Raw genomic sequence first — 22,770 nt, forward strand, 5'->3', positions numbered from 1 at the left:
CCTTACTAATTATTAAAAGTAAAACCTAAGATAAAGACGGAACCTCTTCCTCTTTAATTGTAGACTGGATATAAAACAGATAAAATGCTAAGATAAGTAATGTTGAATAAGACATGTTAAGCAATTCTCGTTCTGCGATGTAATAATATGCTATTTGGATAACTTCTGAAAACAAAAGACTTAATGCTCCTAAAAACAAAAGCAATGAACGTTTATCATCTTTGTAAAGGTAATTTAACAAGGCAATAGATAGCAACAATAAAGTTACAATGTTGTAAATCATCTCTACGATATACTCATATCCAATAGAACCAAAATCCCGTATTGAATACTGAATATCCCACAACACATAAACTATATAACTATTCAACACAATAAGTACCGATAATTGCAACCTACAGTTTTTTAAAATATAAGCTATGTCCAAGGTCTTTAGAATAGCAACAATAAAGCAAATATAGGCAGCTATATTAAGTCCGTTTCCCAATAAATAATCGACTGTGTACAAAATATAATCATCAAATAAATACAACAGTTCAGAAATTGAAAAAAGGACTAAAAAGGCACTAAAAAATTTCGATTTATACTTTGCATTCAAGAAGTAAAAAGCTGTAATAATGGGAACAATTAATCCTCTAGTAGATTCGGCAAGCCCCTCATTATCATTAACCTGAAAAAGGACAAATAGCAGGCAAAACACCAAAACTAACGCCGTTAACAATTTAGACTTATCCATTACTTTATCTCCTTTATCTTGTCAAAGATAACAAAAATAGTGACTTACCGATGAAAACCAACGTTTTAACGATCCTTAATTACACTTTCTCTAGCAAGCTTAGAAATTCATTCTCAGACAATAAAGGAATATTAAGTTTTTCCGCCTTTTCTTTTTTACTCGGCCCCATTTTATCTCCTGCCACAATAAAATTGGTTTTAGATGATATTGATGAAGCTACTTTACCTCCATTGTCTTCGATTAATTTCTTTAATTCGTTTCGTGAAATAGTTTCAAAAACACCAGAAACAACAAAAGTTTGACTTTGTAACTTATCAGTTTGATTCGCTAAAACACTAGCATCGATTTCCAATTGAACACCAAAACTCTTTAACTTCTGTATGATGGAATTATTTTTTTCTGATTCAAAGAAAACCTGTACACTTTGAGCAATCTTTTCCCCAATTTCCTCCACAGCAACTAAATCCTCAAGTGAGGCATTCGCTAATGCATCAATAGTTTTATAGTGCTTAGCAAGTTTTTTTGCCACAGTTTCACCTACATAACGTATTCCAAGCGCATACAAAACTCTTTCAAAAGGAATACTTTTCGACTTCTCAATACCTTTAATCAAATTGTCGGCACTTTTCTCAGCCATTCGCTCTAATGGAATTACCTGTTCCTTTTTCAACTCATACAAATCTGAATAATCGTTAATTAACCCCTCATTTACCAAAAGAGCAACCGTTTCCCCTCCAAGACCTTCTATATCCATTGCCTTTCGGGAAATAAAATGTTGGATTCTACCAATTACCTGTGGTTTGCACCCATTGTAATTTGGACAATAATGTTGAGCCTCTCCTTCTTTTCTAACTAATTCTGTATCACACTCTGGGCAATGGGAAATATATTCTACAACTTGAGAGCTTTCAAGCCTTTTAGTCAAATTAACCCCTACAATTTTAGGAATGATCTCACCACCTTTCTCTACATATACTTCATCATCAATCCTAACACCCAGTTTAGCGATCTGGTCTGCATTGTGCAAAGAAGCACGCTTAACTATGGTTCCAGCCAATAAAACAGGCTCTAAATTTGCTACCGGAGTAATTGCCCCTGTCCGGCCCACTTGATAGGAAATACTATTCAACTTAGTAGACACCTGTTCTGCCTTGAACTTATAGGCCATTGCCCATCGTGGTGACTTGGCAGTATATCCTAATTCCTCTTGTTGATAAATGCTATTCACCTTTATAACCACCCCATCAATCTCAAAAGGCAATTCATGACGATTTACATCCCAATAATTAATATACTCTAAAACTTCATCTATAGAATTCACCAATTTGGCTTCCTCAGGTACTTTAAATCCCCAAGACCTTGCCTTTTCCAAGCTTTGAAACTGAGTTTCTATACCGACATTATTTCCAGTAGTACCTCCCAACTTAACACTATACAACAAACAATCCAACGGGCGTTTAGCTACTTCCGAACTATCTTGAAGCTTCAAGCTCCCTGAAGCTGTATTTCTGGGGTTTCTATAAGGCTCCTCTCCTATTTCAATTCGCTCCTCATTCAATTTATTGAAACCAGCCAGAGGAAGAACTATTTCCCCCCCTATATCAAATTTTTCAGGATACTCGCCATGAAGCTTTAAAGGCACACTTTTTATGGTCTTCACATTATTGGTTACATTGTCCCCTTGGAATCCGTCACCTCTTGTTACCGCCCTCTGTAACTTACCATTCTCGTAGGTTAAATTTATAGAAGCCCCATCGTATTTTAGTTCGCAGGTATATTCTATTGGATCATCAACCATTTTTTTTATCCTCGCTTCCCAATCCTCAAGATCTTCCTTACTATAAGAATTATCTAACGAGTACATGCGATGCTCATGAACTACTGTTTCAAAATTTTTGGTAATTTGACCTCCCACTCTTTGAGTTGGGGAATTAGGATCTAAAAACTCCGGATATTTTGCTTCCAACATTTGAAGCTCTTTCAGCATCACATCAAATTCATAATCACTAATTGTTGGATTATCCAACACATAATAATTATAGTTATGTTGTGTTATTTCCTTTCTTAGTTTTTCAATAGTTTCTTTTACTGTCATATCCTAAATAGGCTAACTTATTTTAATGCTCCCTTAATCATACGATCCTTAGCAAACATATCTTGTTTAAGATCTATATCTACAAACCCATTATGTTCCAACAAGGTTTTCATATCGTGGCCAAGATATTCATTTATTTCAAAAAACAGTTCTCCCTTTGGAAGCAGAGTTCTTTTTGCAAACTTAGTTATCGCCTTATAAAATAACAACGGATTACCATCGCTTACAAAAAGAGCTAAATTAGGTTCGTGCATAAGCACATTTTCCTTCATATTCTCTTTTTCCTGTTCACGAACGTATGGTGGATTAGAAACAATCACATCAAACTTAACCCTTGCTTTTTCCAATTCACCTTGAATAAACCTAGGCTCCTCCCCGTTTTCATGAGAAATGTTCCAACCGTTTTCCATGTGCAAAATATCGGCTTCTACAAAATTTACCTGCACATTATTGTTCTCTGCATTTTTGCGAGCCAATGCCAGAGCACCACCACTAACATCTAAGGCGTAAACCTTTGCATTTGGCAAGTACTTAGCTAAAGAAATAGCAATGCATCCACTCCCTGTACCTATATCAAGAATTATTATTTCACCTTCTTTTTCGCGATAATCCGATAAAACCCAAGCTACGAGCTCTTCAGTTTCCGGCCTTGGAATAAGCACATTCTCATCAACTGAAAAAGAAAGCCCAAAGAATTCTGTTTCCTTAGTAATATATTGAATAGGTTTATGCTGCTTTAATTGCTCTAAAGCCTCAATAATTTCTTCCTGTTCAACCTCGTTTATTGTAAAATTAGGCTTTAACGCCAACTGCAATCGCGTACAATTGTAGTACTTCTCGATTAGAGTATAAAAAAAGGCATTTATTTCTTCTGCTTCATAATCCCCCCTTAACGACCTATGAAACAGTCGTTGTACATCTTTAAGTTTCATTAATCACAATGTTTTAATCATCCATATACCACAGGCAAAATGCCCAGTTTCTCCCATTGGTTCTTTCAAACGCTTAAACCCAAACGACTCATAAACATGAATAGCAGCCTTTAACTGTGAGGCAGTCTCTAAATAGCATTTCCCATACCCCATGTTTTTGGCCGCTTTCAAACAGTGTTCAAACAATAGTTTACCATATCCCCTGTTCCTATATGATGTCGAAAAATACATTTTCTGAAGCTCACAAACACTTCCGTTGTGGTTCTTCAATGATTTCACCCCTGCACCGCCAAATAGTTCCCCATCTTTCTCTATCACAAAGTAAACTTCATTATCACCTTTATAAGATTCATACATGCTTGAAGTTTCAGGGTCGGTATATGCAGTGCCCTGCAACGGAAGTTCCAATTCATGAAAAACCGCCTTGATAATCGCCTCTATTTGAGCGTTATCTTCTGGTTTTATTTCTCTTATTACAATGTTGTTTTTACTCAACATTATGTATTATTTTTACCCAAGTGAATATACATGAATTTTACATAAAACGCTGTATTGAAATCGCAAAAAATGGACTGGGCAGCACCCGTCCCAACCCTATGGTTGGCAGTGTAATAGTACATAAAGACAAAATAATTGGAGAGGGTTTTACCAGTTCTTATGGAGGAAACCATGCCGAAGTTAATGCAATTGCATCGGTAAAAGATGCTACTCTATTAAAGGACGCAACGATTTATGTAACCTTAGAGCCGTGCTCTCATTATGGAAAAACACCTCCTTGTAGCGACTTAATTATACGATCAGGAATTAAAACAGTAGTAATAGGCTGTTTAGATGACAATCCGTTGGTTGCCGGAAAAGGGGTTGAAAAACTAAAAAAGTCTGGTTGCGAGGTAATTGTTGGCGTTTTAGAACTAGACTGCAAAGAACACCATAAACGTTTCTTTACGCTCCACAACAAAAAACGCCCCTATGTGATTTTAAAATGGGCACAAAGCGAAGACGGATTTATTGCCCCTGAAATTCGAAATGAACAAAAGCCCGTATGGATTACCAACACCTACTCAAGACAACTTGTTCATAAATGGCGTACTGAAGAACACTCCATTTTGGTTGGCACCAATACTGTTTTACAAGATAACCCAACCCTAACCGCTAGAGATTGGACCGGGAATCATCTTACTAGAATAGTAATAGACAGAAAAGGAAAACTTTCTAAAAGTTTGAATATCTTCAATAATAAAGCAAAAACCATCCACATAACCGAAAAGGACATCGATTTTGACAAACCTCTAGCAAAACAAGTCTGCGATATTTTGTTCAAACACCAAATAAACTCTGTCATTATTGAAGGGGGGACTAAAACCCTCCAACATTTTATCAACGAAGACATATGGGATGAAGCTAGAATCTTTACTGGAAAGGTAAGTTTTCACAAAGGAACACTCGCTCCTAAATTCGATGGAAACCTTCTAAACGAAACAAAAATATTAGATGACACGTTAAAAGTTTACAAACATGATTGATACTTTAATTTTCGATTTTGGAGATGTTTTTATAAACCTTGATAAGGAAGGCGCCTTAAAACACACCCTTTCGCTATTACAAATTAATTCGTTTCCAGACGACCTAACGAAAATAAACATTCAATACGAACAAGGCCTTATTGAAACAGATACTTTTATTAAACAATATCAGCATACATACCCTCAATTAAGCAAAGATGAAATAATAGCATCTTGGAATATCCTGCTAAAGGATTTCCCAGAACACCGGCTAGAATGGCTTAAAAAACTTTCTGAAGCTAAAGAATACAAATTAATTCTACTTAGCAACACAAACACACTTCATATAGATTGGATTAAAGAAAATGTAGATTTCTATGAAGACTTTAAAGCACAGTTTAACAAATTCTACCTTTCCCACGAAATCAAGTTAAGAAAACCTAATTCTGACATTTACGAATTCGTCCTTAATGAAAACAATCTAACACCTGAAAAGTGTCTGTTTATAGACGACACACCTGAAAACATTGTATCTGCTAGGAAGCTAAAGATCAACACTTGGAACATCAACCCTAAAACTGAAGACATCACCAACCTCTTCGAGGTAAAAAGCCATTTGTTTTGATTTTCCTTATAGGCAGCATAATTGTATCAACCGGTCTATTCGTCATCTTTAAGCTATTTGGAAAATTTAACATTAACAGCCTTCACGCTATTGTAGTAAATTATTTTATAGCTGGTATTTCAGGGCTGCTTCATTACAACAAAACAATTACTGCGTCAACTTTAGTTTCGAAGCCATGGTTTTATGGAACTATAATTTTAGGCATCTTATTTATTGCTGTTTTCTACCTCATGGCCACTACAACTCAAAAAAACGGACTCTCCACTGCTTCAGTTGCCAGCAAAATGTCGGTTGTTATCCCTATTGGTATTGGTATTTTTGCTTTTAATGAAAATGCTGGAATCCAAAAAATTATTGGAATAACGTTAGCTATAATCGCTGTTTATTTAACAGCATCAAAACCGGGTAAACATAAATCAGCTAATCAATCTATGTTGTTTCCTGTATTACTGTTTTGTGGAGCTGGTATTATAGATAGCACAATTAACTACATCCAAACACATCACATGCCCACTAGTGAAACCGCCTTGTTTTCGGCCTCAACTTTTTTTGTAGCTGGCTTAAGTGGTGTAACCATAATTTTGGCAACACTAAAAAAACAAGATTTCAGTAAAATCAAACAAAGTATAATTGGCGGAATTATATTGGGAGCGGTTAATTTTTACTCCCTCTTCTTTATTATAAAATCTTTGCAGATTCAATATTTGGAAAGCTCAACTGTATTCACCATTAATAATGTAAGCATTGTTACTTTGTCGACACTTTTAGGTGTACTGTATTTTAAGGAAAGACTACTCTTAAAAAACAAAATTGGAGTAGCGCTTGCAATAATTTCAATTATTTTAGTTACTACAACCATATAACATGGAAGACCTATACAAAACCATAACCAAACCAACAGAAGGAATTTTATTTAAAGACAGGAACAGTAAGTTTTTTGGATATACATTTCCTGTAAACAGCGAAGAAGAAATAAAACAACATTTAGACGATTTAAAAAAGCAACATCATAATGCTAGACACTGGTGCTACGCCTATCAATTGGGCACCAAAACCATTAGCTATCGGGCCAATGATGACGGCGAACCAAGCAATAGTGCGGGAATGCCTATTTACGGACAAATACAATCGTTTGATGTCACTAATATTTTGGTTGTTGTCGTTCGGTATTTTGGCGGTGTAAAATTGGGCGTTGGAGGTCTTATCAACGCTTACAGAAGTGCAGCTCAAATGGCTTTGGAAACCGCTGAAATCATAGAAAGAACGATCGACAAAACCTTTTTGATTAGTTGCGATTACCAAAATATTAATAAGGTTATGCGGGTAATCAAGGAAAAAAACTTGAACGTCACGAACCAAAAAATGGAATTAGATTGCCAAATCACAATTTCTGTCAGAAAAAGTGATTCGGAATCTATCCACAATATTTTTGATCAAATTTTCGGAGTGGAAATCAAGACTCTGTAATCTTTTCAGCTTCTATTAAATCCATCAAAAATTTAGGTGCGCGCATCAGTTTATTTGTTTTCATGTCAACAAATGCTAAAACAGTGTTGGCTGTACACAAAATCTGGCCACTTTTATTAACGATTTCGTAATAAAATTCTATTGAGGCTGTAGGCAATTTTGCTAACTTGGTCCTAACCGTTAGAAGCTCATCGTATTGTGCAGAACGCTTGTATTTTAAGTTCATTGAAACCACAGGAAGCATAACTCCTTTTTCTTCCATTTCACGATAAGAAACTCCTTTGTTCCTCAACCACTCAGTTCGCCCCATTTCCAAGTATAGTGCGTAATTAGCGTGGTGAACCACTCCCATCTGATCGGTTTCAGCATATCTTACCCTAGTTTGCATTTCATCGAATTTCATATCTTTTTTTAAATATTTTTTTGTAGTTTCGGAAACGGTTAAACATGGCATTTTTTTTCCATAAATTCAATAGGTTCCTATTTTTTTTTTTAGAATTTTGTTCACATATTTGTCATGCTGTTAACTGCTAGGGAAGTTCACATCCCGAAATCATTAACTAACTAAAAAAACCTTTTAACGACTAATGAATTTAACTGCGAAAACGGTATGGAATAATTGTCTAGAATTCATACAAGATAACATCCAACCTCAAGCTTTCAAAACCTGGTTCGAGCCAATTGTAGCAGTTAAACTCACCGACAATGCACTTAGCATTCAGGTACCTAGTAAGTTCTTCTACGAATGGCTGGAAGAGCACTACGTAAAAATATTAAAAGTCGCATTAACAAAGGAATTAGGAGAAAAAGCCAAATTGGTGTACATCATTAAAATGGAAAACACCTATGGTAACAAACAACCATTTACAGAAAAAATACCAAGCTCTAACCGTACAGCGGTAAAGGCTCAGGATGTAGATATTCCTTTAAAAAATAAAAATCCTGAATTACGAAACCCTTTTGTAATACCTGGAATAAGAAATGTAAAGATTGAGTCACAACTTAATCCTAACTATAATTTCGATAATTTTTTAGAAGGAGATTCCAACCGTTTGGCCAGAAGTGCCGGTTTAGCTGTTGCAAACAAACCTGGTGGAACGTCATTCAACCCATTATTGGTTTTTGGTGGTGTTGGATTGGGAAAAACCCACTTGGCTCATGCTATTGGAATTCAAATAAAAGATAAGTATCCAGAAAAAACGGTACTTTATATATCAGCAGAAAAGTTTACACAACAATATATAGAATCTGTAAAGAAGAATAACCGTAACGACTTTATTCACTTTTACCAGATTATAGATGTATTGATAATTGATGATGTTCAATTCTTATCGGGTAAGTCCGGAACCCAAGATGTGTTCTTCCACATCTTTAACCACTTACACCAAAATGGAAAACAGGTTATACTAACAAGTGATAAAGCACCTGTTGACATGCAAGATATTGAACAACGTTTATTATCTCGTTTTAAATGGGGTCTTTCAGCAGAACTGCAAAGCCCAGATTTCGAAACGCGTATTTCAATACTTAAAAACAAATTGTATCGCGATGGTGTTGAGATGCCAGATGATATTATTGAATATGTTGCAAAAAACATCAAATCGAATATCCGTGAATTGGAAGGCGCTATCATCTCTTTGATTGCACAATCGTCTTTCAACAAAAAGGAAGTAACCATCGATTTAGCGAAACAGATTGTTGAGAAATTTGTAAAGAACACCAAGAGAGAAGTTTCCATAGATTACATTCAAAAAGTAGTATCTGACTATTTCCAAATGGATGTTGATACGCTTCAGTCCAAAACCAGAAAACGTCACATTGTTCAAGCACGTCAGCTAGCTATGTTCTTTGCTAAAAAGTACACAAAAGCATCATTGGCAAGTATTGGATCGCAAATAGGAAAGCGTGATCATGCAACTGTACTCCATGCTTGCAAAACGGTAGACAACCTAACAACTACCGACAAACAATTTAAGAAATACGTAGAGGACATCTCTAAAAAACTTTCTGTTTAAAGTTTAGAATAGTATGACCAGGATTTTAATGGTTTGTTTGGGAAACATTTGTCGTTCTCCCCTAGCCGAAGGTATTTTACAACACAAACTTTTAGATGATACATTTTTTGTGGATTCTGCAGGAACAAGCAATTATCATGTAGGTGAAGCTCCAGATAGACGATCGGTAGATATCGCCAAGAAATATGGAATTGACATTACCAACCAGCGTGGACGACAGTTTCGCAAGAGCGACTTTGATCAATTCGATCTTATTTACGTCATGGACAACTCGAATTACAACAATGTCGTAAAATTAGCAAGGTCAGAAAGCGATATTGAAAAAGTAAAACTTATTCTTAACGAAGTTTACCCTAATCAAAACTACGACGTTCCCGACCCATACTATGGAGGCGATCAAGGTTTTGACAATGTTTTTAAAATGCTTGACGAAGCCTGTTCCATTATAGCCGAACGGATTTCATAGAAAGTATTCGATGATTATTTTTCATAACTTTAATAGATTAACAAATCTTATTCGCTATGAAAATAATTACTCTATGTCTTGCTCTCTTAATATATAGTAAATTTACCTTTGGTCAAGACATCACACTCAACCCCATTGCTACCAATTTTAACACACCTGTAGAAATAAAACACTCAGGAGATAGCCGTCTGTTTGTTGTTGAAAAACCTGGCACCATAAAAATCTTAAATTCTAATGGCACTGTAAATACTACACCCTTTTTAGACATTAGCAGCATTGTAAACAGTAACGCTGGTGAAAGAGGACTTTTAGGTTTGGCTTTCCATCCTAACTACTCTATCAACGGCTATTTTTTTGTAAACTACACCAATCTAAGTGGAAATACTGTAATTGCACGATATCAAGTAAGTGCAAATCCCGATATAGCAAACACAGCAGAGACTACTTTATTAACCATAACACAACCTTTTTCCAACCATAACGGTGGCTGCATAGCTTTTGGAAATGATGGTTACCTATACATTGCAACAGGTGATGGTGGTAGTGGCGGAGACCCAGGAAACCGTGGACAAAGCCTCGATGTCCTCCTTGGAAAAATTTTACGTATTGATGTTGACAACGGTACCCCATATGGAATCCCATTAGACAACCCCTTTAGTAATGATGGAGATGATAATACATTATCAGAAATATGGGCCTATGGATTAAGAAACCCCTGGAAATTTTCATTTGATGCAGACACCGATGAAATCTGGATTGCAGATGTAGGCCAAGGCTCATACGAAGAAATAAATATGGCTTCCCCAACAGTGTCGGGAATAAATTACGGCTGGAGATGCTACGAAGGCAATGCCACATATAACACTTCGGGATGTCCAGATGCCTCCACCGTAACTTTTCCTATTTCTGAATATTCCCATTCAAATGATGGACTACCTAAATGCTCAATTACTGGTGGTTACCGCTACCGAGGAACAGACTTCCCTTCACTAAGTGGCCTTTATTTTTTTGCCGACTATTGCAGTGGCGAAATTGGTATTCTGACTGAAGAAAACGGAAGTTATTCAATTACTTTCACACCAGCTTTTAACGGAAATAACTGGACTACCTTTGGCCAAGATGTAAACAACGAACTATATATTGCTGATCGATTTGGTGGTACTATTTACCGAATTGAAACTGATAATTTAGGTATTGAAGACAATTATATTTCAGACTTCAAGTTAACACCCAACCCTGCAAACGGATCAGTTCAACTTTCTCTAACTGAACACCTGCACCAAGAATACAGTGCAACACTTTACAGTCTGAAAGGAGAAGTATTAAAAAAAGTTGAACATCTTAACACTGATAGTTCAAATATCTCTCTAGAAAACTTAGCTAAAGGATTATATTTGGTTGAAATTTCTACCAGCAACGGAAATAAAGCAATAAAAAAACTCATCATTCAATAGCCAATATGACTACAGAAACTGGTAAACTTTATCTTATTCCCACCACACTTGGAGAAACTGCCCCTCTTGAGGTGCTTCCTATTTCAGTAAAAAAAGTTATTGAACAGGTAAATATTTACATTGTTGAAAACGAAAAAACTGCTCGTAGGTTCATCAAAAGAATAAGTTCCAGCAAACAACAGTCTGGATTGAGGATTTTCGTTTTAAACAAACATACAGACATTAGCGAACTCCCAGAGTTTTTAGAACCTTGTCTTCATGGAAAAAATATAGGTTTATTAAGCGAGGCTGGCTGCCCTGGTGTTGCAGACCCTGGTGCGGATGTTGTAAAAATTGCCCATGAAAAGAATATTCAGGTTGTTCCTTTAGTTGGACCTTCTTCTATTTTATTGGCACTGATGGGCTCAGGAATGAACGGGCAAAGTTTTGCCTTTAATGGTTACTTGCCTATTGACAAGCACGAAAGAAAAAATGAGATAAAACGCTTAGAGAGACTTTCCTATGAACAAAACCAATCGCAAATCTTCATAGAAACTCCCTATCGCAATAATAAAATGCTAGAAGATCTAGCTAACGTACTCGGTAATAATACCTTGATTTGTATAGCCGCCGACATAACACTCCCTACAGAATACATAAAGACAAGAACAGCCAATCAATGGCAAAAAAATATGGTAGACCTACATAAGCGACCTACCATATTTATTATTCAAAAAAATTAAACTATTCGAAAATACTAGGCTACAATATTTTCCTCCAGCTTAACTTTTGCTTTTCTATTTGGTTTGATAAACGAAGTATCGTATCCTGAAAACTTTTTAAGATAGTATTCAATTGAGGTACCGTAAGCATCCCTAAATCCATTCTTTCCGAAACTTCTTAAGTACTTTTTCACATTACCAGGACCAGCTAAATGAGCAGCTGCCAAAATACCAGATTCTGTTATTTTAATACCGTTCATAGTATTACCTACAAAACGATTAATATCCTTACGTAAAATCCATTTGTTACGGGCAGCATTGGCTAGAAATGCCTTTTCCTGCAACTCTGGATCCTTAAGGAATTGAGTCGGATTATAAACACCAATCATTTTGAGAGTCTCCTTTCCAAATTGGTATTTACCTAAATATCCTAGTGTGTTTACTGTGAAGTAATCGCCTCCAGACTCTTTGAAGCCTAATGCTTCTTTAAATCCTACAAACGATTTCCCTAAAGATGGAGAGAAAGTTGCTTCTTGGGTTTGGTCTTGTTCCTCATAATGAGGTACGGTGTAATGTAATGCTAGACCTTTTGTTGAATGATCACCTAATTCTACTATAGGTTCATCAGACGAAAACGCTAAATAAACCAGTGCAAAAGTAGTAAGTGATAGAGCTAGGGTTCCTGCAATATTTTTTACCATAAATTTTAAAATTTCTTCAGCACATCTGACAAGAAGCGTGCCTGAAAATTTCAGCTTGCAAACTTATAATAAAATTTTAACATCTGAAAATTAATCGATTAACCGCAATTAAAAGTAGATAGGGTGCACTGTTACAGATCCTTGACTATCGATTTCAAATGTAGGAAAGGGCATTTTTAAAGTGTTCAAAACAGAAAAAACCGATCTTAAAACGTTAGATTTTGTTTTTATCCTAGTGAAGTCTATATCAAAGCTAAAATAATATTGACGTAGTCTATCCTGAAAAGCTATATTATCACTAGCCTCATCAAAGCCTGTAAGCATGCCATCAGCCCCATATCCAAGTGCTACATTAAACCATCTGGGAATGGTTTTATTTTTAATAAAAGACCGTAAATTCACACTAAGCCAATAAGTTTGACCATTGTAATCCTTAAACACTTGTTGTTCAGTATTTTGTCCTAATGTTTCTGGCCGTAAATTCGCATAGTTGGTATGGTGAAAAGAGTACTTAAATGACAGACGTTGTTCCTGCCACAAAAGCTCCTGACAAACATAAAAACCTGACCCTATGACATTTGACACAATGTCACCCCAAGAAAACCCCCATCCTGAAGAGTAGCCATCAAACACTTCAACAGTGGTTAAAAACAACAAACTTGAACCAGCTCCGTAAATCAGTTGTTTCTTTTCATCAACACCACTCCACCTTAAAGTTTCTGCTGCTAGTCTGGTAAGCTGGTAGGAAGAATAGGTATGCCCTATTTTGTCCATCTGCATCCATTCACCATTATCATTGAAGGTATGGAACTTAGACTGCTCATAATCTTTGTACCATAACTGACTGAGTCCAATCATACTCACTCCGTATATGGCAGCGCCAGAAATGACTATTCCATTACGTCGGGATCTATTAAGTGTATCACTTGGTTTTAAGAAAGCCCCTCTTTGCTCTTCATTTTGAGCAACCAAGGACATTGATATAAAAAAAAGGATGATTATAGTATAAGCGCCTTTTATTCTCAAATCAACGGTTTATACCCTGAGTGTTTATCCAGTTTACATACTCCTGCCGATTTCTGTTATGTTGAGCTAATGTTTTTGCAAACTTGTGATAACCAAATCTGTTAACATCGGCAACGAAGTAATAATAGGAATGCTTTTCATAATTAAGTACGGCATCAATGGCAGAAATATCAGGCATAGCAATCGGCCCAGGAGGCAAGCCGGCATACTTATATGTATTATATGGAGAATCAACTTCAAGATCCTTATAAAGAACACGCTTAATAACCTGATTAAAATCTCCTGTTTTCTTTTTAACAGCATAAATTACAGTAGGATCTGCTTGCAATGCCATTCCCTTTTTTAAGCGGTTTAAATAAACTCCTGCTACTCTTGGTCGTTCATCTACCTTAGCAGTCTCCTTCTGAACGATAGCCGCTAACGCAGTAATCTGTTCAGGACTCAACCCTAAAGTCTTTGCCTTTTCTTGTCTTTCAGCATTCCAAAATCTATCGTACTCTTTAAGCATTCTAGCCCTAAACTGTTCTGCTGAAGTATTCCAAAAGAACTCATAACTATTAGGTATATACATCCCCAATGCTGTATCCTCTGAAAAATTGTTTTCAGACAGAAAAGCTGTATCTGTCATAACCGAAATCAAGGAAAGACTATCGGCTTCAATTTGAGATGCAATACGCGACGCCAAATCGTTTAAGGTTTCCTGATTATTGAAAGATATTTTAAGTGGTAAATTTTTACTTCGAATAGAATTGATGATTTCGTTATTGTTCATCCCCTTTTTTACAGCAAAACGACCTGCTTTGATATTATCAACATACTGCTTGCGTTGAGCCAAAGCATCAAAAGATTCGATATCTTTTAATAATGGATACAACTGTTCTCTTACTTCTTCGTAAGAGGCATTAGTAGGCACATAAATATAAGCTACATCATTATTAAAAACCGTATTAGGCTTAAACATAGCCTTATACACATAATTAGCGAACAACCCGGCAATAAGCAACCCTATCAAGGCTACAGCAATAAAAATCTTTTTAAAATACATTACTTATTTATAAGTTGAAATAAATATTCGTTTTGATATCTTTCGTTGGAAAAATTCCAATCTTTTTTCAATCCCACCTGTTGAAACCCTTGGTTGGAAAATAATTTTATACTGGCTTCATTGTCTTCTGAAATGTTACAATACAACTGATGCAACTGTAACTTCTTAAAACAATAATTTACCAAAAGACTCAACGCTTCAGACCCTAATCCGTTTTTTCGGTATTTGGCATCCTTTATTAAAATACCAACTCCTGCGCGTTTGTTCTTAAAATCGAAATCGAACAAATCGATCAATCCCATGGCTTGGTTGTCAAAATTTGAAATAACCAATCGTAATTGTTTGGCTTCAAAAATATCCTTATGTGAATGTTCTAAATACTCTTTAATTAAGAATCTAGAGTATGGAGTTTGGGTATGGCTCAGTTCCCAAATATTTTCGTCATTTTCTATCTCGTAGACAAACTCAAGATCTTCAGGCTCTAATGCCCTTAAATAAATATGTTCTCCCTTTAAGGTTAACATGACACCTCTCCTTTAAATACTCGTTTGGCAGGACCGGTAAGCCAAACGTCTTTATAGCCTTCGTCAGTTTTTACAAAGCTTACTTTTAAATCACCTCCTTTGGTTTTTAGGGTAACATTGTTTGATTTTGTTTTACCTAACTCAAACATTGCTATAGCCACAGCCGTAACCCCTGTACCACAAGAGAAGGTTTCGTCTTCTACACCTCTTTCATAGGTTCTTACATTGAAAGTACTATCTCCTATTTGTTCAACAAAATTGACATTGGAACCTTCCTTACCGTATAGTTCTCCGTATCTAATACCAGCTCCAACTTCCTTTACATCAAGAGCATCTAAATCAGAACGCAATTCCACATGATGTGGTGATCCCGTATCCAAAAACAAATGTTCTTCATGGTTTTCAATCGTACTCACATCCTGCATTTGTAAGCTTACTTCATCTCCATTAAACTTAACATGGTGCAGACCATCGACTGCTTCAAAAGTAGCATCGCCGTTTATCACCCCTAAATCTCTGGCAAAAGCAGAAATACAACGCCCACCGTTACCACACATGGTACTTTGATTGCCATCAGAATTGTAATAAACCATTTTAAAATCTGTGGCATCGTGATCTTCTATCAAAATCAATCCATCTGCCCCAATACCAAAACGACGGTCACATAGGAGGTTGACCAATTTGGTATTGTTTTTGTCGAAATCATTGTGACGATTATCAATCATCACAAAATCGTTCCCAGTTCCTTGATATTTATAAAAAGTATACTTCATAACAGTCCACAAATATATAAATATTAAACCGTTATTTCTGTTGTTAAATAGGCGTTAAAGTTGAAATAACGGCTCAATAATTATTTAAATTTAAACGTTAATATTTTAAAGCAAAACATAATTAGTTATGAAAAAAATTGCATCCTTGTTATTTGTTTCAGCACTCGGGGGCATCATAACCTTAGGTGCCTACAAAATGTTAATTGAAAACCAGCAGGGCTTGGTTATAGAAACTTCCACATCACCTCCTGCAATAATCCCCACAAACCACAACACTTCAAACATCTACAATTTGGCCAATGCACCAGATTTCACGACTGCTGCCGATAAGGCTGTTCACAGTGTTGTACACGTAAAAAACACAACGATTGTAAATAGCCAACCAACCTTTGAAGATCTTTTCTTTGGTCGCCGTTCACAGCGTAGTCAGGTAGGTACCGGGTCTGGTGTGATTATTTCACCTGACGGATACATTATTACAAACAATCATGTTATAGATGGTTCACAATCGCTATCGGTCACTCTTAACAACAACAAAACTTACGAAGCCGAAATAATAGGCTCAGATCCAAAAACAGATATCGCTCTTTTAAAAATTGAGTCTGATGAAGATCTTCCATATGCCGCTTTTGGTGATTCGGACAATGCTAAGGTTGGCGAATGGGTGCTTGCCGTTGGAAATCCGTTTAACCTAACCTCAACTGTAACAGCAGGAATTATCAGTGCTAAATCGAGAGACCTGAGTGGTCAGAACGCTCAATCGTTTATCCAAACGGATGCCGCAGTAAATCCTGGGAATTCTGGTGGGGCTCTGGTTAACACTAATGGTGACCTTATAGGAATTAACACTGCTATTTCATCACAAACCGGCTCATACATTGGCTATTCATTTGCAGTACCCAGCAACATTGCCAAAAAAGTTGTTGAGGACATTATGGAATACGGTAACGTACAAAATGGAATTTTGGGCGTAGTTGGAGGAACTTTAAATAGCAGAGCGGCAAAAGAATTGGGTATTGCTGAAACCGAAGGCTTTTATGTAGGCGGCGTTGATGAAGACTCTGGAGCTGACCTAGCCGGAATTCAAGAAGGAGATATCATTAAAAAGGTAGACGATATCAGGATTTCAAAATTTGCAGACCTTAGCGGTTACCTCAACACTAAACGTCCTAACGATATTGTTCAAGTTACTATTTTACGTGACGGTAAGGACAAAGTGATTCCTGTAACTTTGGCTAAAAACCAAACCATAACAATGCCGTTGGTTGGTGTTGTTAAAAACAGTTCTAAAAGCGATTTGAAAAAACTAAACGTAGACCATGGCGTTAAAATCACTCGATTGGATGAAAACTATGCCAATTATTGGCAACAAAATGGGGTTAAGGAAGGTAGTATCATTACTGCCATCAATGATCAAAAAGTAAATGATGTTGATGATGTAAAAAACATCCTTAAAAACCGTTCTACTTACGACCCGATTCGCATAGAACTCATAAATTCCTACGGTGAAAAAGAACGCTATAATTTCAGATAATTACACTTAAAAACACTCTTAAACCTACAAACGCCTTAATAAATAATTAAGGCGTTTTATTTTTATAACTTTTTCAGTTCGAAAACGTTTGAAATATATTATTTTTGCGCAAAATTTATAACAACACACTAAATTGTAAACAATGAGTTTTAACGAAACTTATGAAAAAGAGTTAGCTTTTCAAGCTGATAGAAGAAAAGCTACTGTAGAATTCATCAAGATTGTAAGTGACCTTTGGTACGACAAGTCAATTGAATTGGTTCTTTTCAGAAACACATTAATAGACCGTAACGTTAGCCAAATTCTAAACTTACACGAGTATGCAGGTGAGTTTGTTCAAAAGCCAATCTCTATTTTCGATACTGTAGAAATTGCGCAAGCTATTAAAACGTTAGACCTTCCTCCAGCAAAATTGGACATTGGAAAACTAACTTACGAATTCCACTTAGAAGATCAAAAACACAATAGCGCTACTGCTTTTGTTGCCGATAAATTAAAAGCTGCAAACGAAAACGGAACTATTAAGCCTAAAGATGTTGTTCTTTACGGGTTTGGTAGAATTGGTCGTTTGGTAGCTAGAGAATTAATGACTCGTACAGGTGCTGGAAACCAACTTCGTTTAAGAGCCATTGTTACTCGTGGTGAAATCAACGAAACTGTTTTAGAAAAACGCGCTTCTTTATTAAGAAACGATTCTGTACACGGTGATTTCTTGGGTACGGTTTCAACAGATGTTAAAAACAATGCCTTGATTATTAACGGAACTACCGTTAACATTATCTCTGCTAACGCTCCTGAGGAAATCGACTATACTCAATATGGTATCAACAATGCTTTGGTTATCGATAACACAGGTGCATTTAGAGATAAAGAAGCTTTAAGCAGACACTTGACCTCTAAAGGGGCTGACAAAGTATTATTGACTGCTCCAGGAAAAGGTGTTCCAAACATTGTTCACGGTGTTAACCACCTTGAGAACAACCCAACAGACATCGATATTTTCTCTGCTGCTTCTTGTACAACAAATGCCATCACTCCTATCTTGAAAGTAATGGAGGACTCATTCGGAGTAAAGAGTGGTCACCTTGAAACTATCCATGCTTACACTAACGACCAAAACCTTGTAGATAACTTCCACAAGAAATACCGTCGTGGTCGTGCTGCTGCCTTAAACATGGTTATTACCGAAACAGGTGCTGGAAGTGCTGTTGCTAAAGCATTACCAAGCCTTGAAGGTAAATTAACTTCTAACGCTATTCGTGTTCCTGTTCCTAACGGATCTTTGGCAATTCTAAACCTAGAATTAGAAAACCCAACTTCTGTTGAAGGCATCAACACTGTAATGAAAAAATACGCTTTAGAAGGTGACTTGGTAGAGCAAATAAAATATGAATTGAGCGACGAGTTGGTATCTAGCGATATCGTTGGAAGCTCTGCTCCTTCAATCTACGATAGCAAAGCAACTATCGTTAGAACTGATGGTAAAAACGTTGTTCTTTACATTTGGTACGATAACGAATATGGCTATAGCCACCAAGTAATTCGCTTAGCGAAGTATATCGCTAAAGTTAGACGTTTTACTTATTATTAGTAGATAGTTTCATACTAGACATATAAAAAATCCCGCAATTAATTGCGGGATTTTTTTGTGTATAAAGCAACCTTTTTCTGCTTTACACATCTATGTTACAACTAACTAATCTAACCTATATGAAATCTTCACTACTTTACATTTTTGTGATTATCGTTGGATTGAGTGTACAGAGTTGCCTGTACTTCAACAATAACAATGAGGATGATCAATTCCTCACAGAACCCGAAACGTATCACTACGAACCAATTACCATATCTCGGGAAACTTTGGAAAACTCGACCACGCTAGAGGCTCTTTCCAAACCTATGGTAAACACTGGAAAAATTTATGTAAAAGGAAATCTAATATTCATAAATGAAAACAGTGAAGGTTTCCACATTATTGACAATTCAACCCCTTCTGCTCCTCAAAACATTGCGTTTCTAAACATTTTAGGATCTTCAGACTTAGCTATAAAAAACAATGTAATCTTCGCTAATAACGCCACAGATTTAATTGCTCTTTCATTAAACCTGGAAACTCAGCAAATAGAAATTACTAAGCGTATTCCCAATGCTTTTCCACAAATGCCCTCACCTGACGGTTTTATACCTTATGATTTAGAAGAAGATGAAATAATTCTTGATTGGACATTAAACGAATAACATCATGAAAAAACTACTATACATTTGTTTCTTAATTTTATTAGCATGTGATGGAGACCAACAAAGCAACGGCGCCTTAAACTCTGATTCTTCAAATGTTGGGCAAGGTGGATCACTAGCTCGCTTTGCTCTTGTCAATGATTATTTATACACCGTAGACAAAAATAGCCTTAACGTATTTAGTATCGTAAACGCAGAAAATCCAGTAAAAATTAACCAAGTCACTATAGGTTTCAATATTGAAACTCTTTTCAACTATAAAGAATATTTGTATATAGGGTCTCAAAACGGCATGTATATCTATGGCCTTCAAAACCCTGAAGCTCCTAACTATTTGTCCGATGTGCAACATTTTACTGCCTGTGACCCTGTTGTTGCAAATAGCACTCACGCCTTTGTAACCCTACATTCTGATATTGGCTGCGGAACCACAATTAACGTTCTCGAGATTTACGATGTATCAGACGTATTGAATCCAGTTTTGATATCATCAAGAAACTTAAATAGACCCATAGGATTGGCACTGTACGATAATTACTTGTTTGTTTGTGATGACGAAGTGAAAATTTTCGATGTTTCAAATCCTGAGCAGTCAACCCTTGTTTATGCCATAAACAAAAATGCTTTCGACCTAATCATAAAGGATGACCTGCTCATATTAATTGGGGAAAATGGCCTCTATCAATATAGTCTAGATTCTGAAAACATTGAAAATATTAACGAATTAAGTATCATAAACATCTAAAACCAAATTAGTAACGTATATATCCTAAACCTCATTTATATGAGGTTTTTTGTTGATTGGACTTTGATAGTGAACAAATATTTTTAATTTCGTAACCTTGAATAAAAAATTTTCCCAAATGAATCATTTTAAACTTATAACACTCCTATTGATAGCATGTTTTAGCTTAAATCTACAAGCACAAACCAATGACTCTGAAGATGACGGTTTATCACTAAACAGTGGTACTATAAGCAATCAATTTGATTATGTTATCCAAAAATCCAACAACTACCAAGATTATAAAGTTGTAAAAAGACATTGGCTTTCCACCTTAAAGTCACACACCATGGATTCCCTTAAGGCAGTTAGAAAAAACCTTGCCGACACTCAAGCAATTGTAGATACACAAGCCAAGGAAATCACCGAACTAAAAGGAAACTTAGAGAACACTCAAAATAACCTAGAGCAAACTAATCTTGAAAAAGACAGCATCCAAATGTTTGGGTTCATACCAATGAGTAAAGGAAGTTACAGCATGACCATGTGGAGTATAATAGGTGGTCTTTTAGTATTTTTACTGTTCTTTATTTATAGATTCAAAAACAGTAATACCGTAACCAAACAAGCGCAAAAAGCCTTAAGAGAAACTGAAGAAGAATTTGAAGAACATAGAAAGGTAGCTTTAGAACGCGAACAAAAAGTGAGACGTCAACTTCAAGACGAACTTAACAAGCAAAAAGCTTTAGTATAAAATCTCAGCCGTTCATTTAGAACGGCTTTTTTTTGCTTCAAGTCTCTCGCTTAACTTAAAAAGATTCTTCGCATCTTTGTAGCCTGTTATTAAATAAGTCATGAGAATCGATATTATCACTGTATTACCAGAGCTACTGAAAAGTCCTTTTGAAGCTTCAATTTTAAAGCGTGCAATTGAAGCTGAATTAGTTGAAGTTTATTTTCACAATTTACGTGATTACACCGCCGACAACTATAAAACAGTAGACGACTACCAATTTGGTGGTGGGGCTGGAATGGTAATGCTAATAGAACCAATTGATAAATGCATAGCCAAACTTAAATCGGAACGTGATTACGATGAAGTGATTTACATGACACCAGACGGTGAACGGCTTACCCAAGGTATTGCCAATCATCTTTCGTTAAAAGGAAATATAATTATTTTATGTGGTCATTATAAAGGTGTAGATCAAAGAGTACGTGATCATTTTGTGACTAAGGAGATCTCAATAGGGGATTATGTGCTTTCTGGAGGAGAACTAGGGGCCGCGGTATTATGCGACGCTGTTATTCGATTGATTCCGGGTGTATTAGGCAACGAAACCTCAGCCCTTACCGATTCGTTTCAGGATAATCTATTAGCGCCACCAATTTATACCAGACCAAGAGAATACAAAGGATGGAAAGTCCCTGAAATACTTTTTAGCGGAAATTTTCCGGTAATAGAACAGTGGCGTGAAGAACAAGCCTATCAACGCACTAAAGAACGACGTCCTGATTTGTTGGATGAATAGAATCCTTTTCCCGTAACCTTACTGACATACAATTATATAAAAAAGTAAGAATTAGTATTGTACAATATTTTTAATTCATTATTTTTGCACTCAATTTCGGATTAACCTCTGGCGATGGTCGTGAATGTTGTTTCGAATCAACTATTTTAAATTTAAAGACAATGGAATCTTTAATCAAGTTTGTACAAGACGAATTTGTAACAAGAAAAGAATTTCCGGAATTCAGCGCCGGAGACACTATCACAGTTTACTACGAAATTAGAGAAGGTGACAAAGTACGTACACAGTTCTTTAGAGGTGTGGTAATCCAAAAAAGAGGTTCAGGTAGTTCTGAAACTTTTACCATCAGAAAAATGTCAGGAACAGTTGGTGTAGAGCGTATCTTCCCAGTTAACATGCCTGCTTTACAAAAAATCGAGATCAATAAAAGAGGTAAAGTTCGTAGAGCTCGTATCTTCTACTTTAGAGGTCTTACTGGTAAAAAAGCTAGAATTAAAGAAAGTAGACGTTAATAAAACAACGTTCGTATTCAAAAGTAAAAGCCCCGAATATTCGGGGCTTTTTTCTTACCCTAACAAACGATTTAACTCACTATATTTTAACAGTTTACAGTTGCTTATCTTGCCGGTTTATCCTATATTAGCAATAGAGTTTAGGTGTTCTTTTTTTAGTTTATCTTA

At 36.0% G+C, this 22,770-nt stretch carries 25 protein-coding genes; 15 read left to right on the forward strand and 10 right to left on the reverse strand.

The genetic code is table 11. From position 1 onward, the window contains the following. Positions 1–25 precede the first annotated feature (25 nt). The 4 genes from PWU04_RS12610 to PWU04_RS12625 form a co-directional block, all read right to left on the reverse strand. Positions 26–736 carry a hypothetical protein gene (locus PWU04_RS12610; protein ID WP_274476479.1) on the reverse strand — a complete coding sequence of 237 codons (711 nt, stop codon included), beginning with the start codon at positions 734–736 and terminating at the stop codon, positions 26–28. A gap of 79 nt (positions 737–815) precedes the next feature. Further along, positions 816–2,831 (reverse strand): NAD-dependent DNA ligase LigA, encoded by a 2,016-nt coding sequence (gene ligA / locus PWU04_RS12615; protein ID WP_274476480.1) that lies wholly within the window; start codon positions 2,829–2,831, stop codon positions 816–818. 17 nt (positions 2,832–2,848) lie between these two features. Next, on the reverse strand, positions 2,849–3,763 hold the full coding sequence (prmC, locus tag PWU04_RS12620) for a peptide chain release factor N(5)-glutamine methyltransferase (protein WP_274476481.1): 915 nt from the start codon (positions 3,761–3,763) through the stop codon (positions 2,849–2,851). A gap of 3 nt (positions 3,764–3,766) precedes the next feature. Next, on the reverse strand, positions 3,767–4,261 hold the full coding sequence (locus PWU04_RS12625; protein ID WP_274476482.1) for a GNAT family N-acetyltransferase: 495 nt from the start codon (positions 4,259–4,261) through the stop codon (positions 3,767–3,769). Positions 4,262–4,281: 20 nt separating this feature from the next. Between PWU04_RS12625 and ribD the strand changes: the two genes are divergently transcribed. Genes ribD through PWU04_RS12645 form a run of 4 tightly spaced genes read left to right on the forward strand, consistent with a single transcriptional unit; the run spans position 4,282 to position 7,357 of the window. Beyond that, positions 4,282–5,286 (forward strand): bifunctional diaminohydroxyphosphoribosylaminopyrimidine deaminase/5-amino-6-(5-phosphoribosylamino)uracil reductase RibD, encoded by a 1,005-nt coding sequence (ribD, locus tag PWU04_RS12630; RefSeq protein WP_274476483.1) that lies wholly within the window; start codon positions 4,282–4,284, stop codon positions 5,284–5,286. Continuing rightward, complete coding sequence (locus PWU04_RS12635; protein ID WP_274476484.1) at positions 5,279–5,890, forward strand: HAD family hydrolase; 612 nt, start codon at positions 5,279–5,281, stop codon at positions 5,888–5,890. The genes ribD and PWU04_RS12635 overlap by 8 nt, the downstream gene beginning before the upstream one ends. Continuing rightward, complete coding sequence (locus PWU04_RS12640) at positions 5,887–6,753, forward strand: EamA family transporter (RefSeq protein ID WP_274476485.1); 867 nt, start codon at positions 5,887–5,889, stop codon at positions 6,751–6,753. The genes PWU04_RS12635 and PWU04_RS12640 overlap by 4 nt, the downstream gene beginning before the upstream one ends. 1 nt (position 6,754) lies before the next feature. Beyond that, positions 6,755–7,357 carry an IMPACT family protein gene (locus PWU04_RS12645; protein ID WP_274476486.1) on the forward strand — a complete coding sequence of 201 codons (603 nt, stop codon included), beginning with the start codon at positions 6,755–6,757 and terminating at the stop codon, positions 7,355–7,357. Here the strand turns inward: PWU04_RS12645 and PWU04_RS12650 are convergent. Beyond that, positions 7,344–7,760, reverse strand: a complete 417-nt coding sequence (locus tag PWU04_RS12650) for an acyl-CoA thioesterase (RefSeq protein WP_274476487.1) — start codon at positions 7,758–7,760, stop codon at positions 7,344–7,346. The genes PWU04_RS12645 and PWU04_RS12650 overlap by 14 nt on opposite strands. A 184-nt stretch (positions 7,761–7,944) precedes the next feature. On the opposite strand from PWU04_RS12650, the gene dnaA reads away from it, so the two are divergent. From dnaA to PWU04_RS12670, 4 genes are read left to right on the forward strand one after another with little or no spacing between them, the layout of a single operon-like run. After that, positions 7,945–9,372 carry a chromosomal replication initiator protein DnaA gene (dnaA, locus tag PWU04_RS12655; RefSeq protein WP_274476488.1) on the forward strand — a complete coding sequence of 476 codons (1,428 nt, stop codon included), beginning with the start codon at positions 7,945–7,947 and terminating at the stop codon, positions 9,370–9,372. A 13-nt stretch (positions 9,373–9,385) separates the two neighbouring features. Continuing rightward, positions 9,386–9,838, forward strand: coding sequence for a low molecular weight protein-tyrosine-phosphatase (locus PWU04_RS12660; protein WP_274476489.1), 453 nt, complete (start codon positions 9,386–9,388; stop codon positions 9,836–9,838). Between the two features lie 56 nt (positions 9,839–9,894). Further along, on the forward strand, positions 9,895–11,292 hold the full coding sequence (locus PWU04_RS12665) for a PQQ-dependent sugar dehydrogenase (RefSeq protein ID WP_274476490.1): 1,398 nt from the start codon (positions 9,895–9,897) through the stop codon (positions 11,290–11,292). Between the two features lie 5 nt (positions 11,293–11,297). Then, on the forward strand, positions 11,298–12,014 hold the full coding sequence (locus PWU04_RS12670) for an SAM-dependent methyltransferase (RefSeq protein ID WP_274476491.1): 717 nt from the start codon (positions 11,298–11,300) through the stop codon (positions 12,012–12,014). 14 nt (positions 12,015–12,028) lie between these two features. Here PWU04_RS12670 and PWU04_RS12675 read toward each other — a convergent pair whose 3' ends face one another. From PWU04_RS12675 to dapF, 5 genes are all read right to left on the reverse strand, one after another. Continuing rightward, the gene (locus PWU04_RS12675) at positions 12,029–12,694 is read right to left on the reverse strand and encodes a peptidoglycan-binding protein LysM (protein WP_274476492.1); all 666 of its coding nucleotides are present in this window, start codon (positions 12,692–12,694) and stop codon (positions 12,029–12,031) included. 108 nt (positions 12,695–12,802) lie between these two features. Continuing rightward, positions 12,803–13,720, reverse strand: a complete 918-nt coding sequence (locus PWU04_RS12680) for a DUF2279 domain-containing protein (RefSeq protein WP_274476493.1) — start codon at positions 13,718–13,720, stop codon at positions 12,803–12,805. A 1-nt stretch (position 13,721) separates the two neighbouring features. After that, positions 13,722–14,765, reverse strand: coding sequence for an endolytic transglycosylase MltG (mltG, locus tag PWU04_RS12685; RefSeq protein WP_274476494.1), 1,044 nt, complete (start codon positions 14,763–14,765; stop codon positions 13,722–13,724). After that, positions 14,765–15,289 (reverse strand): GNAT family N-acetyltransferase, encoded by a 525-nt coding sequence (locus PWU04_RS12690; RefSeq protein ID WP_274476495.1) that lies wholly within the window; start codon positions 15,287–15,289, stop codon positions 14,765–14,767. Before PWU04_RS12690 ends, mltG begins: the two co-directional genes overlap by 1 nt. Continuing rightward, positions 15,283–16,062 carry a diaminopimelate epimerase gene (gene dapF, locus PWU04_RS12695; RefSeq protein WP_274476496.1) on the reverse strand — a complete coding sequence of 260 codons (780 nt, stop codon included), beginning with the start codon at positions 16,060–16,062 and terminating at the stop codon, positions 15,283–15,285. The genes PWU04_RS12690 and dapF overlap by 7 nt, the downstream gene beginning before the upstream one ends. Before the next feature lie 127 nt (positions 16,063–16,189). Between dapF and PWU04_RS12700 the strand changes: the two genes are divergently transcribed. The 7 genes from PWU04_RS12700 (at position 16,190) to rplS (ending at position 22,602) form a co-directional block, all read left to right on the forward strand. Beyond that, on the forward strand, positions 16,190–17,596 hold the full coding sequence (locus PWU04_RS12700) for a trypsin-like peptidase domain-containing protein (RefSeq protein ID WP_274476497.1): 1,407 nt from the start codon (positions 16,190–16,192) through the stop codon (positions 17,594–17,596). Positions 17,597–17,738: 142 nt separating this feature from the next. Further along, a complete protein-coding gene (locus PWU04_RS12705) occupies positions 17,739–19,187 on the forward strand; it encodes a glyceraldehyde-3-phosphate dehydrogenase (RefSeq protein ID WP_274476498.1) in 1,449 nt (482 codons plus the stop codon). 119 nt (positions 19,188–19,306) lie between these two features. Then, positions 19,307–19,834 carry a hypothetical protein gene (locus PWU04_RS12710; RefSeq protein WP_274476499.1) on the forward strand — a complete coding sequence of 176 codons (528 nt, stop codon included), beginning with the start codon at positions 19,307–19,309 and terminating at the stop codon, positions 19,832–19,834. Between the two features lie 4 nt (positions 19,835–19,838). Next, entirely contained in the window at positions 19,839–20,579 is a 741-nt protein-coding gene (locus PWU04_RS12715; protein ID WP_274476500.1) for an LVIVD repeat-containing protein, read from the forward strand. Positions 20,580–20,697: 118 nt separating this feature from the next. Then, entirely contained in the window at positions 20,698–21,312 is a 615-nt protein-coding gene (locus PWU04_RS12720) for a tRNA (guanine-N1)-methyltransferase (protein ID WP_274476501.1), read from the forward strand. Positions 21,313–21,412: 100 nt separating this feature from the next. After that, positions 21,413–22,090: a tRNA (guanosine(37)-N1)-methyltransferase TrmD gene (gene trmD / locus PWU04_RS12725; RefSeq protein ID WP_274476502.1), complete on the forward strand. Its 678-nt coding sequence runs from the start codon at positions 21,413–21,415 to the stop codon at positions 22,088–22,090. Between the two features lie 161 nt (positions 22,091–22,251). Beyond that, positions 22,252–22,602: a 50S ribosomal protein L19 gene (gene rplS / locus PWU04_RS12730; protein ID WP_274476503.1), complete on the forward strand. Its 351-nt coding sequence runs from the start codon at positions 22,252–22,254 to the stop codon at positions 22,600–22,602. The last annotated feature ends 168 nt before the right edge of the window (positions 22,603–22,770 follow it).

The sequence above is a fragment of the Mangrovimonas aestuarii genome (assembly GCF_028767185.1).
In the GTDB taxonomy this organism is placed as follows: domain Bacteria; phylum Bacteroidota; class Bacteroidia; order Flavobacteriales; family Flavobacteriaceae; genus Mangrovimonas_B; species Mangrovimonas_B aestuarii.

Bases quoted from the DNA above. Each gene is read 5' to 3' on its own strand.
- PWU04_RS12610 (WP_274476479.1), bottom strand. From the start codon at position 736: ATGGATAAGTCTAAATTGTTAACGGCGTTAGTTTTGGTGTTTTGCCTG.
- ligA (WP_274476480.1), bottom strand. From the start codon at position 2,831: ATGACAGTAAAAGAAACTATTGAAAAACTAAGAAAGGAAATAACACAA.
- prmC (WP_274476481.1), bottom strand. From the start codon at position 3,763: ATGAAACTTAAAGATGTACAACGACTGTTTCATAGGTCGTTAAGGGGG.
- PWU04_RS12625 (WP_274476482.1), bottom strand. From the start codon at position 4,261: ATGTTGAGTAAAAACAACATTGTAATAAGAGAAATAAAACCAGAAGAT.
- PWU04_RS12635 (WP_274476484.1), top strand. From the start codon at position 5,279: ATGATTGATACTTTAATTTTCGATTTTGGAGATGTTTTTATAAACCTT.
- PWU04_RS12645 (WP_274476486.1), top strand. From the start codon at position 6,755: ATGGAAGACCTATACAAAACCATAACCAAACCAACAGAAGGAATTTTA.
- PWU04_RS12650 (WP_274476487.1), bottom strand. From the start codon at position 7,760: ATGAAATTCGATGAAATGCAAACTAGGGTAAGATATGCTGAAACCGAT.
- dnaA (WP_274476488.1), top strand. From the start codon at position 7,945: ATGAATTTAACTGCGAAAACGGTATGGAATAATTGTCTAGAATTCATA.
- PWU04_RS12660 (WP_274476489.1), top strand. From the start codon at position 9,386: ATGACCAGGATTTTAATGGTTTGTTTGGGAAACATTTGTCGTTCTCCC.
- PWU04_RS12665 (WP_274476490.1), top strand. From the start codon at position 9,895: ATGAAAATAATTACTCTATGTCTTGCTCTCTTAATATATAGTAAATTT.
- PWU04_RS12670 (WP_274476491.1), top strand. From the start codon at position 11,298: ATGACTACAGAAACTGGTAAACTTTATCTTATTCCCACCACACTTGGA.
- PWU04_RS12675 (WP_274476492.1), bottom strand. From the start codon at position 12,694: ATGGTAAAAAATATTGCAGGAACCCTAGCTCTATCACTTACTACTTTT.
- mltG (WP_274476494.1), bottom strand. From the start codon at position 14,765: ATGTATTTTAAAAAGATTTTTATTGCTGTAGCCTTGATAGGGTTGCTT.
- PWU04_RS12690 (WP_274476495.1), bottom strand. From the start codon at position 15,289: ATGTTAACCTTAAAGGGAGAACATATTTATTTAAGGGCATTAGAGCCT.
- dapF (WP_274476496.1), bottom strand. From the start codon at position 16,062: ATGAAGTATACTTTTTATAAATATCAAGGAACTGGGAACGATTTTGTG.
- PWU04_RS12700 (WP_274476497.1), top strand. From the start codon at position 16,190: ATGAAAAAAATTGCATCCTTGTTATTTGTTTCAGCACTCGGGGGCATC.
- PWU04_RS12705 (WP_274476498.1), top strand. From the start codon at position 17,739: ATGAGTTTTAACGAAACTTATGAAAAAGAGTTAGCTTTTCAAGCTGAT.
- PWU04_RS12710 (WP_274476499.1), top strand. From the start codon at position 19,307: ATGAAATCTTCACTACTTTACATTTTTGTGATTATCGTTGGATTGAGT.
- PWU04_RS12715 (WP_274476500.1), top strand. From the start codon at position 19,839: ATGAAAAAACTACTATACATTTGTTTCTTAATTTTATTAGCATGTGAT.
- PWU04_RS12720 (WP_274476501.1), top strand. From the start codon at position 20,698: ATGAATCATTTTAAACTTATAACACTCCTATTGATAGCATGTTTTAGC.
- trmD (WP_274476502.1), top strand. From the start codon at position 21,413: ATGAGAATCGATATTATCACTGTATTACCAGAGCTACTGAAAAGTCCT.
- rplS (WP_274476503.1), top strand. From the start codon at position 22,252: ATGGAATCTTTAATCAAGTTTGTACAAGACGAATTTGTAACAAGAAAA.